This window comes from Streptomyces sp. WM6386 (genome assembly GCF_000972385.1).
Classification (GTDB): Bacteria; Actinomycetota; Actinomycetes; order Streptomycetales; family Streptomycetaceae; genus Streptomyces.
The window spans coordinates 1-9,105 of sequence record NZ_JXTE01000125.1 but is presented as its reverse complement, the minus strand read 5'-3'; the positions used below and the strand labels follow the sequence as shown (position 1 = coordinate 9,105).

The 9,105-nt window shown below is 72.4% G+C and carries 10 protein-coding genes and 1 pseudogene; 2 read left to right on the top strand and 9 right to left on the bottom strand.

Going from position 1 to position 9,105, the window contains the following annotated elements; genetic code table 11:
- On the bottom strand, window positions 1–739 hold a 739-nt coding region (locus TN53_RS39525; RefSeq protein WP_267886603.1), incomplete at its 3' end, for an SLC13 family permease.
- A gap of 342 nt (window positions 740–1,081) precedes the next feature.
- Here TN53_RS39525 and TN53_RS39520 point away from each other — a divergent pair.
- The gene (locus tag TN53_RS39520; protein ID WP_046263687.1) at window positions 1,082–1,795 is read left to right on the top strand and encodes a FadR/GntR family transcriptional regulator; all 714 of its coding nucleotides are present in this window, start codon (window positions 1,082–1,084) and stop codon (window positions 1,793–1,795) included.
- Window positions 1,796–2,111: 316 nt separating this feature from the next.
- Here the strand turns inward: TN53_RS39520 and TN53_RS39515 are convergent, their stop codons facing one another.
- Window positions 2,112–2,978, bottom strand: coding sequence for an AraC family transcriptional regulator (locus tag TN53_RS39515; RefSeq protein ID WP_046263686.1), 867 nt, complete (start codon window positions 2,976–2,978; stop codon window positions 2,112–2,114).
- A gap of 73 nt (window positions 2,979–3,051) precedes the next feature.
- Window positions 3,052–4,110: a MerR family transcriptional regulator gene (locus TN53_RS39510; RefSeq protein ID WP_046263685.1), complete on the bottom strand. Its 1,059-nt coding sequence runs from the start codon at window positions 4,108–4,110 to the stop codon at window positions 3,052–3,054.
- A 133-nt stretch (window positions 4,111–4,243) separates the two neighbouring features.
- Between TN53_RS39510 and TN53_RS39505 the strand changes: the two genes are divergently transcribed.
- Entirely contained in the window at window positions 4,244–5,125 is an 882-nt protein-coding gene (locus TN53_RS39505; RefSeq protein WP_046263684.1) for an ATP-grasp domain-containing protein, read from the top strand.
- Window positions 5,126–5,164: 39 nt separating this feature from the next.
- Here the strand turns inward: TN53_RS39505 and TN53_RS39500 are convergent, their stop codons facing one another.
- From TN53_RS39500 to TN53_RS39475, 6 genes and pseudogenes are all read right to left on the bottom strand, one after another.
- Entirely contained in the window at window positions 5,165–5,728 is a 564-nt protein-coding gene (locus TN53_RS39500) for a hypothetical protein (RefSeq protein WP_046263683.1), read from the bottom strand.
- The gene (locus tag TN53_RS39495) at window positions 5,709–6,497 is read right to left on the bottom strand and encodes an FkbM family methyltransferase (protein ID WP_046263682.1); all 789 of its coding nucleotides are present in this window, start codon (window positions 6,495–6,497) and stop codon (window positions 5,709–5,711) included. The genes TN53_RS39500 and TN53_RS39495 overlap by 20 nt, the downstream gene beginning before the upstream one ends.
- Window positions 6,494–6,703 carry a Trm112 family protein gene (locus TN53_RS39490; RefSeq protein ID WP_046263681.1) on the bottom strand — a complete coding sequence of 70 codons (210 nt, stop codon included), beginning with the start codon at window positions 6,701–6,703 and terminating at the stop codon, window positions 6,494–6,496. Before TN53_RS39490 ends, TN53_RS39495 begins: the two co-directional genes overlap by 4 nt.
- A complete protein-coding gene (locus tag TN53_RS39485) occupies window positions 6,700–7,608 on the bottom strand; it encodes a hypothetical protein (protein WP_046263680.1) in 909 nt (302 codons plus the stop codon). The genes TN53_RS39490 and TN53_RS39485 overlap by 4 nt, the downstream gene beginning before the upstream one ends.
- 23 nt (window positions 7,609–7,631) lie before the next feature.
- Entirely contained in the window at window positions 7,632–8,405 is a 774-nt protein-coding gene (locus TN53_RS39480; protein WP_046263679.1) for a class I SAM-dependent methyltransferase, read from the bottom strand.
- Window positions 8,402–9,105, bottom strand: a pseudogene (locus TN53_RS39475) (condensation protein); the annotation flags it as partial. The gene TN53_RS39480 and the pseudogene TN53_RS39475, both read right to left, overlap by 4 nt.

The window sequence follows — 9,105 nt, the reverse complement described above, 5'->3', positions numbered from 1 at the left end:
GTGCGGGGGTGGGCGTGGCGGATCCGGCGCCGGGGGCGGTGACGGGGGTCGGAGCAGGGGTGGCGCCGGTGGTGCCGGTAGTGCCTTCGGCCGGGGTCGGCGTGCTGCCCGTCTCCTCGTCCACCGCCCCCATCGCCCACAGCTTCCGTCCCCCGAACAGCACGAAGACGACGGCCGCGATGATGAGGTTGACGGTGAGGGAGGCGAGGAAGAGGAAGAGCTCGTTGCCCGGGAGCTTCTCGCGCTCCACGATGCCGTTGACGATCGTGCCGTAGATGCTGATCGGCGAGAAGCCGCCGCCCTGGGCGCCGTGCACCACCATCGCGCCCATCAGCAGCGGGCTGATCCCGTAGCGGGCGGCGAAGCTCAGCGCGATCGGCGCGACGATCGCCACCGCGGCCGGGCTGACCGCGCCGATCGCCGTGAGCGCGCCGGTGAGGAAGAACATCACCCAGGGGATCAGCGCCACCCGCCCCCGCACGAGCCGGATCGCGGCGTGCACCAGCCAGTCGGTGGTGCCGTTGGCGCGGGCGATCGCGAAGAGATACGTGACGCCGACGAGGACGACGAACAGATCACCGGGGAAGCCGGCGAAGATGCCGTCCGCGTCGAGGTCGGCGACGAGCTCACCCACCGCGAAGGCGGCGGCGAAGGCGAGCGCGCCCATGTTCACGGAGCGGGTGGTCGCGATGACGAACACCACGACGAGGACGAGGATCGAGATGAGTTCGGGGGACATACGGGCTCCCGTCTCTGGGTCCCGGAGCGGCTGGATGAATGACCGAGTGGCCGAGTGGCTGAGCCACTTGGCCGTGCGGTTGGCTAAGTGGCTCAGCCACTCGGCCACTTGGGGGGATGGTTCGTAAGCGTGGTTGCGGTCTGGCGGGGCGTCAAGGGGGCACGTCAAAATTGGCTGAGCCACTTGGCCAGTCGGCCACGCAGTCAAGCCAGTCACACGGCCAGTCACACGGCCAGTCACCCGGCCAGTCACACGGCCGATCACCCACCCAGCCACTCCTCCACAGCCCACCCGCTCACCGCCCCACCCGGTGTTAGCCTCCCGACCAGAGAGGGGGACTCCATGACCGACGCCCTGCGCCCCATGACCAAACAGCGCCTCTATGAGCAGGTGCTCGACCGGCTGCGCCAGTACGTCGCCGAGACCGGTCTGCGAGCCGGTGACCGTCTGCCGCCCGAACGCGATCTGGCCCAGCGTCTCGGTGTCAGCCGGGCCTCCGTGAAGCAGGCGATCGTGGTCCTGGAGGTCCAGGGACTGGTGGAGGCGCGGCACGGCGGCGGGACGTATCTCGTCCGGGACAGCCTCGACGTGGAACCCGTCGAGCGGATGGTCGAGCGCCGACGCCGGCTCCCCGATGTCCTCGACGCCCGCGAGGCACTGGAGACCAAGCTCGCCGAACTGGCCGCGGAGCGCCGTACGGACGAGGACCTGGGCGCGATGCGGATGGCGCTGGCCCGGATGGCGGGGGAGATCGAGGACGGCGGTCACGGCATCGAGGGCGACCGCCTCTTCCACGCGGCGGTGACGGCGGCCGCGCACAGCAGCCTGCTCGCCGAGTTCATGCGCTCCATCGCCGACCAGATCGCCGAGAGCCGCACCGAGTCACTGCGCCAACCGGGCCGCCCGGACCGCTCGTTGGCCCAGCACCGCGCCATCCTGGAGGCGATCGTTCTCCAGCGCCCCGGCCAGGCGGCCACGGCGATGCGCCGCCATGTCCGTACGGTCGCCAAGGTGCGGTTGCTGGACTGGGAGCCGGAGGAGGACGACGACCGCTGAGCGCTCCGCTGGAAGTGCGGTGGACGGGTTGTTGTTCGTCTGCGGCGCCGTCGTGGCTGGTCGCGCCCACGCGGCGGCAGCCGCAAATGGACACGGCCCCGCGCCCCTTCGGGGTGCTGCCGAACCGCAGTGGACTTCACCCGGCCCGCTCAGCGGTCAGCGGGCCGGGCGCAGGCGGGCCGGGCGCAGGCGGGCCCGGCGCAGGAGGAGATCGATGTCGTTGACCTCGACCTCGCTGCCGACTCCGTTGTGGAGATCGACATGCGGTGACTGTGCAGGGGCGCTCCCGGCCTGCGCCCCTGCTTTCCGGCGGCGCCTAGTCGGTGTCCCGCTCCACCGGGATCCACAGCTCCGCGTCCGCCTGTGCCGCGTCCGGTGTCAGCCGGGTCCGCAGCAGCTCGGGGCCCGGGCGGCTGCGGTACGGGTTGGACGGGAACCACTGGGTGAACACGTCCCGCCACAGGTACTGGAGTGCCTGCGGGAACGGCCCGGAGTTCTCGAAGACGGCCCAGGTCCCGGCCGGTACGGTGAGCGCCTCCATGTCCTCGGGCACGGCCGCCCCGCTCACCACCCCGTGGTAGTAGTCGAGTTCGGTGCCCTCCGCCCGGCTCGGGTCCAGGTTGTCGCTCACCCCCAGGATCCCCTGCGGCTCCTGGTCGGACAGATCCTCGATGCGCCGCAGTGTCTCCTGGCCGAGGCCCCGGATGAAGTCGGCGATGGCGGGGTTCATCCCCTCGTGCACGAGGGGGACGCGCACCTTCCTGCCGACCACCCGGAACTCGTCCTTCTCCACGATCCGGTATCGCATACTGCTGCTCCCTTCGACGGTGAGACGGAAGGACAGCCGTGGCTGGGACTCCAGAGCCGCACCGGTCCGCCTGGCCTCGCCGGGACCGACGCCGTGCATCGCGCGGAACGCACGCGCGAACGCCTCTCCCGACGTGTAGCCGTAGCGCACCGCGATCTCCAGCAGTGTCCGGTCCCCGGCCAGCACCTCGGCACCGGCGATCGTGAGCCGTCTGCGCCGGATGTACTCCGACAGCGGCATCCCCGCCAGCGCGGAGAACAGTCGCCGCAGGTGGTACTCCGAGGTCAGCGCGGTCCGTGCCACGTCGGCCGCCTCGATCCGCTGATCGAGGCGGTGCTCGATGTACTCCATGGCCTGGTTGAGCCGCTCCAGCACCCCGGCCTCCTTCCCTTTCGATCACCCACGTTAGGAAGAACCCACCCTGCCCGACCCGACATCCTGTGCCCGATCAGGTCGGGTGCGGCGCGTGGCCGTCCGCCGTCACCAGGTCCGCGACCGCGCAGCTCACGTTGTCCGGGCCGCCCGCGGTGTTCGCCGCGGCGATCAGGGTGTGGACGGCCGCGTCCGGGCCGGCGGCCGAGGCGAGCGTGCGGCGGATGTCGTACTCCGGCACGACCGAGGACAGGCCGTCGGAGCACAGGAGGTAGCGGTCGCCGGGGCGGGCCTCGTGGAGGCGGAGGTCGGGGGCCGTGGTGCCGAGGGCTTTGAGGAGCAGGGCGCGTCGCGGGTGGCACCTCGCCTCCTCCGGAGTCAGACGGCCCTCGTCGATCAGCGACTGGACGAGCGTGTGGTCGTGGGTGATGCGGAACAGACCGCCCTCGCGGAGCAGATAGGCGCGGGAGTCGCCGATGTGCACCAGGGCCAGGCGGGAGCCCGTCCACAGCAGTGCCGTCAGGGTCGTGCCCGACTCGGCCGCGGCTGCGTCCTCGACGGCCTCCGTCGCGCCCCGCACCGCCTCCTCCAGCAGGTTGAGCACGGCGCCCGCCGACACGCCCTCGGCGTCCAGGAACTTCAGTGCCGCCACGGCCGCGCTGCTCGCCGGCAGGCCCGCGGGGCCGTATCCGTCGGCGACCGCGAGCAGCCGGGTGCCCGCGTAGGCCGTGTCCTGGTTGGCGGGGCGGACCCGGCCGGGGTCCGAGCGAGCGGCGTAGCGGAGGGCCGGCACGGGCGGGTCCCGTCGCGCGACGGACGTCAGGTGGTCGACCAGGACCCCGGCCAGGTCACGTCGCTGGGCGGTCTCCGTCTCGACCCGCGCCCAGTACGCACGGACCTCCCGGGCCGCCGCCGCGGCATCGAGGGCGCACACCTCACGGATCCGGGCCAGCGGCATCCCGATCCGCCGCAGCCACGCCACCAGCCGTGCCCGCTCCAGCTGCTCGACCGCGTAGTACCGGTATCCGGTGTCCGGGTCGACCTTCGCGGGACGCAGCAGGTTCAGCTCGTCGTAGAGCCGCAGGGCCTTGGGCGACAGCCGGCACGCCTTCGCGAAGGCACCGATCGTCAGCATGTACGTCCTCCGCGTCCGGGTCCTGCCTCCGATGCTGGGGCCTCACCCTGGGGGAAGGTCAAACGGGTTGCCGCGGTTGCGGGGGCCGTGCCTAGCCTGCCGATGTACCCGTCATATGAGAAGGGACCCCGTCGTGCCCCGAGTCGCCCTCGTCACCTACGACCCCCGGCCGGAGCCCAGCCGCGACCGTGATCTGCCCGTGCTGCTGGACGCCCTGCGCGCGGCCGGGGCCGAGGCGGACGCCGTGTTCTGGGACGACGCCGAGGTCGACTGGGGCGGCTACGACCTCGCCCTCATCCGGTCCACCTGGGACTACAGCCGGCGGGTGGCGGAGTTCGTGGCGTGGGCCGAGCGGTGCGCCGAGGTCACCCGGCTCGCGAACCCGGCCGAGGTCGTGCGGTGGAACACCGACAAGCGGTATCTGGGGGAGCTGGCGGCGGCGGGGGTGCCCACCGTGCCCACGCGGTATCTCGCGCCCGGTGACGCCGGCGGTCTCCCGGACGACTGGGAGTACGTCGTCAAGCCGGCCTTCGGAGCGGGCGCCCGCTATGCCGCGCGGTACACGCCGGAGCAGCACGACACCGCCGTACGGCAGCTCGCGCGGATGCACGAGGAGGGGCTCACCGCGATGGTGCAGCCGTACATGAAGGGCATCGACGCCGGCGGTGAGCGGGCGCTGCTGTTCTTCGGGGGCCGGTTCCTGCACGCCAGCCGCAAGCGGGCGGTCCTCGCGCCCGGTACGGCCTTCGACGCGGACAAGGTCGCCCACCCGGGTCTGGAGCCGTGGACGGCGACCCCGGCCGAACTCGCCGTCGCCGAGCGCGCCCTGGCCGCCGTACCGGATGCTCCGGAGCTGCTGTACGCGCGCGTGGACCTCGTGGACGGGGACGACGCTCAGCCGTGGGTGATGGAGCTGGAGCTGGTCGAGCCGAATCTCTTCCTCGATCTGCATCCACGGTCCCTGCCGCTCGTCGTGGCGGCGATCATGACGGTTTCGAGTTCACAGCGCGGCTGAGTGGGGCTTGGCGCGCAGTTCCCCGCGCCCCTGGGTCGGTCAGCGCACCGCCAGCCTTTGCAGCAGGCCCCAGGTGAACTCCGCCGCGCATTCCCTCCGTACGCCGTCGCCGTCCGGTGCCGTGAACGCCAGGCCCCAGCGGGTCGGGGCCGTGCCCTCCAGGGGGCGGGCCGGAGGGAAGGCTCGTGCCGCCTCGTCGACCGTGCAGGACCAAGGGGTCAGGTCCTCCAGCGTGCGCAGCGAGGGGGACGCGGCTCCCGGTGCCCTCACCAGCCACTCGTTCCACACCCCGCCGTTCGGTGCCAGCAGTACCTCGAAGCGCAGGTCCGGCCAGAGCGGCAGGGGCCACAGCCAGGCCTCGCAGTCCAGGTCGCCGACCTTGCGGGTGAGTACCGTCTGCGGGGTTCCCAGCACCGAGCGGTAGCGGGACGCGGCGGCACGGGCGCGGGGGGAGCGGATCATCGCCTGCCAGCGTTTGTTCGCCTCGCGCATGTCGGCCAGGGAGGCGCCCAGCTCGCGGCGGGCGTCCTCGACAAGGTCCGGGTTGTGGTCGGCCATGCGACGGAGCAGCACCAGCTGGAAATCAAGGGACATGTGATCCATCGTGGCCCACCGGGCGGCGGGCGTCGGGCAGGAAGAGCACCGAATTGACGTACCGGGGACCCCGCAGGGGCAGGACGCGGCGGAGCAGGCCGTGGGTGACGACGTAGGAGGCCTGCGCCTGGTGGGCCTCCAACGGGAAGGCGCTCAACCGCACCCAGTCGCGGCCCGGCAGCACCCAGCCCTCGTAGCCGAGCAGGGACAGATACGTCACCACGGGGGCGATCGGCTGGATACGGGACTCCAGCTCGATGAAGAGGGCCGGACGGTCGCGCGCCAGGATGCCGGTCGCGCCGCGGAGGACCGCGAGCTCGCTGCCGTCGACGTCGACCTTGACGAAACCGACGTCCTTGAGGCCGAGTTCGTCGAGGGTGACGCAGCCGACCGAGAGGGCCTGGGCGTGGATGTCGCGGCGGACCAGGGAGGAGACGCCCCGGTCGCCGGCGTCGCGCGCAGGCAGCCACAGGCGGGCCTGGCCGGGGCGTTCGGCCGCGGCGGCCTGGACGACCCGGACGTTGGGCGGGGCGGTCGCCGCGAGAAGCCGGGCCAGGTGGGGGACCGGTTCCACGGTCACCACCCGGCGTGCCCGCCTCGACAGACGGCGCGTCCATGGGCCGTACCAGCCGCCGACGTCCACGGCGGTGCCGCAGCCGGCCGGGCACAGCTCGCCGAGTCGCGCCAACTCCGGTTCGAAGCGCGGGTACACCGCCCGGGCGACGGCGGCGACCAGCCGGGTGGGCAGCAGCCTGGCGACTCGCGCGGCCAGGGTCATGGGCTCATCCGCTTGAGCAGTTCCTCGTGTTCGTCGTCCGAGACCTGCTCCCCGGACGACGGCAGCAGCTGTGGGATGCCGTCCACCAGCGGGTAACGGCGGTGCAGGCGCGGGTTGTAGAGGACCTCGTCCGGTACGACGAGGTGCAGCGGGCCCTTGTCGAGCGGGCACGCCAGTATCTGGAGCAGCGGGTCGTCGGGTTTCATGGGGGTGTCAACTCCTTGGCACCGATGGGGGGTTGGGTGGCGCTCTGGTCGTGTTTGGGCATGGCCAGCAGTACGGAGACGGCGAGGGCGGTGCCGGCCAGCCGCAGCGCGAGCCGCAGCGGGTCGTGCGGCAGCGCCTCGCCGAACGACAGCGTGCCGAGCACCGCGGTGAACAGACAGGTCACCGTCGTGCACACCGGGACGATCAGTGAGGCCCGGCAGCGCTGCAGCGCGGCCTGCGACATGACGAGCCCGAACGCGCCGGTGAAGAGGAGGAGATAGGGATAGGGGGAGCGGAGGAGGTCGAGGACCGCTCCTCCGAGGCCGCTCGAGGTCAGATAACTCGACACGCCTTTGATCGCGAGCGAGCTCACGCCGTAGAGCAGGCCCACCGCCACGCCGTACTCGACGCCGGTCGTCGGCATCCGGTGGCGATGGCGGGCGCGGCGCTCGGCGGACCCGTACAGCCACACGCCCGCCGCCAGCGACGGCACGCACACCAGCAGGATCAGCGGGTACGGGGCGGCCTGGCTGACGGTGTCCGCGCGCTCGTCCAGCGACAGGACGACCATCAGCAGTGCGGCGAGGATCGCCCCGAGGGCGTACCGTTCGCGCCCGGTCGTCTCCTCGCCCAGCAGCCGCGCCGACAGCAGGACCAGCAGCACGAGACCGGAGACGAAGATGCCCTGCGCGGCGGCGATCGGCAGGGTCCGGTAGACGATCAGCTGTGCGCCGAACCCGGCGAACAGCGCGAGCGAACCCCCGATCCACAGCGGGCTGCCGAGCACCAGCCGCAGCAGCCGGGCGGGTTGCCGGATCGACACCTCGGGCAGGGAGCTGAGCGCCCGTTTCTCCAGGACGAAACCGATGCTGTACAGGGTGTTCGCCAACAGGGCCGCCGCCACTCCCCACCACATGGCCAGGCCCCCTAGGTCTTTCGCGCGTGCAACAGCAGGATCGAGGCGAGGGACGGTCTGCGGCACGCCAGCCGGTCGAGCGGCCGCAGGGGACGCGGTACGCCATGGAAGGGCGCTCCTTCCAGTCCTACGACCGTGAAGCCGGCCGCGGCGATGAACTCCCGCAGCGCACGGGCGGTGTAGAGCCGCAGATGGCCCACCACCTCCCGGCCCGGGCGGCCGTGGATGGCACGCAGGCTGACCTCGGAGAACACCGGCTGCACCCCGGCCAGCAGCAGGGCACGGTTGTACCAGGCGGCCAGGTTCGGGGTGGACAGCATGAGATGGCCTCCGGGGCGCAGGATCCGGCGGATCTCGTCCAGCGCCGAGTCCGGGTCGACGAGATGCTCGATCACCTCGCTGAACAGCACGGCGTCGACGGACTCGGTGCCGAACGGCAGCCCGCCGTCGCCGAGTTCGCCGCGGACCGTGTACGGCAGCCGGGTGCGGGCGCGGCGCAGGGCGTCCTGGGACCAGTCGACGCCGACGAGACGGTGACCGGGGAGCAGGGGGGCGGCGACCGCGGCGGCGGTGCCGTCGCCGCAGCCGATGTCGAGGATGGTGTGTGCGCGCTCCGCCGTCAGGGCCTCGGCCAGCATGCGGGCCTGGCGGAGGCTGCGAGGGGTGCCGGAGGCGACGGGGACGGCGGGGTCCTCGTAGAAGTCGCGCAGCTCGGGCGGCTTGGCGGGGGCGGTCCCAGAGGTCTGGGAGGTCTGGGAGGTCTGGGAGGTCCGGGCGGTCGTCATCGCTGGTCCACGTCCGTCGTGTGCAGATAGTGCTCGAACAGGTCCCGCAGATGGGCGCCGTCGCCGTGGCTGAGCAGGGCGCGCGACCAGCGCAGGGCGAGGTGGAGTCGGCCGGCGGTGGAGGCGGTCGTGACCGTGAGGCCGCGGGGCATCCGGGCGGGCGCCGAGAACCACACGGCGTGCGCCCGGCCCGCCTCCTCGCCGAAGTCCAGGGGGTACGGGATGCGGCCGATGTTGCTGAGGAGCGTGGTGGACGTCCAGGGCCCGGCCGCTCTGCGCAGGCCCCGGGTGAGGGCGGCCCGCCAGGCCACGGGGGTGACCGGGGCGGTGAGCAGGGTGGCGCCGCGGCCGAGTTGGGGGCGCGGCAGGGACTTGAGGGTGCGGGTCCGGGTCGCTGTGCGCTCCAACAGGCCGGGCAGGTCGCTGGTCGTCAACTCGCCCGGTGAGAAGGGGACTTCTACGAGCCTCGTGCCGTTGCCGATCGGCATGCTCGTGTCGCGGGGGCGGTCGTCCACGGGCATGGTGATGCGCAGGGGGCGGGGAGGGGCGCCGTGTTCGCGGTTCCAGTGGGCGATGGTGAGGGCCGTGGCGACCATGAGCTGGTCGTTCACGGTGTAGGGGGCGCCCTTGGGGCGGTGCGGGAGGGGGAGTTCGGTGACGAGCATGCCGTTGCCGGGGGAGGGCTCGGGGGCGCCGCCCG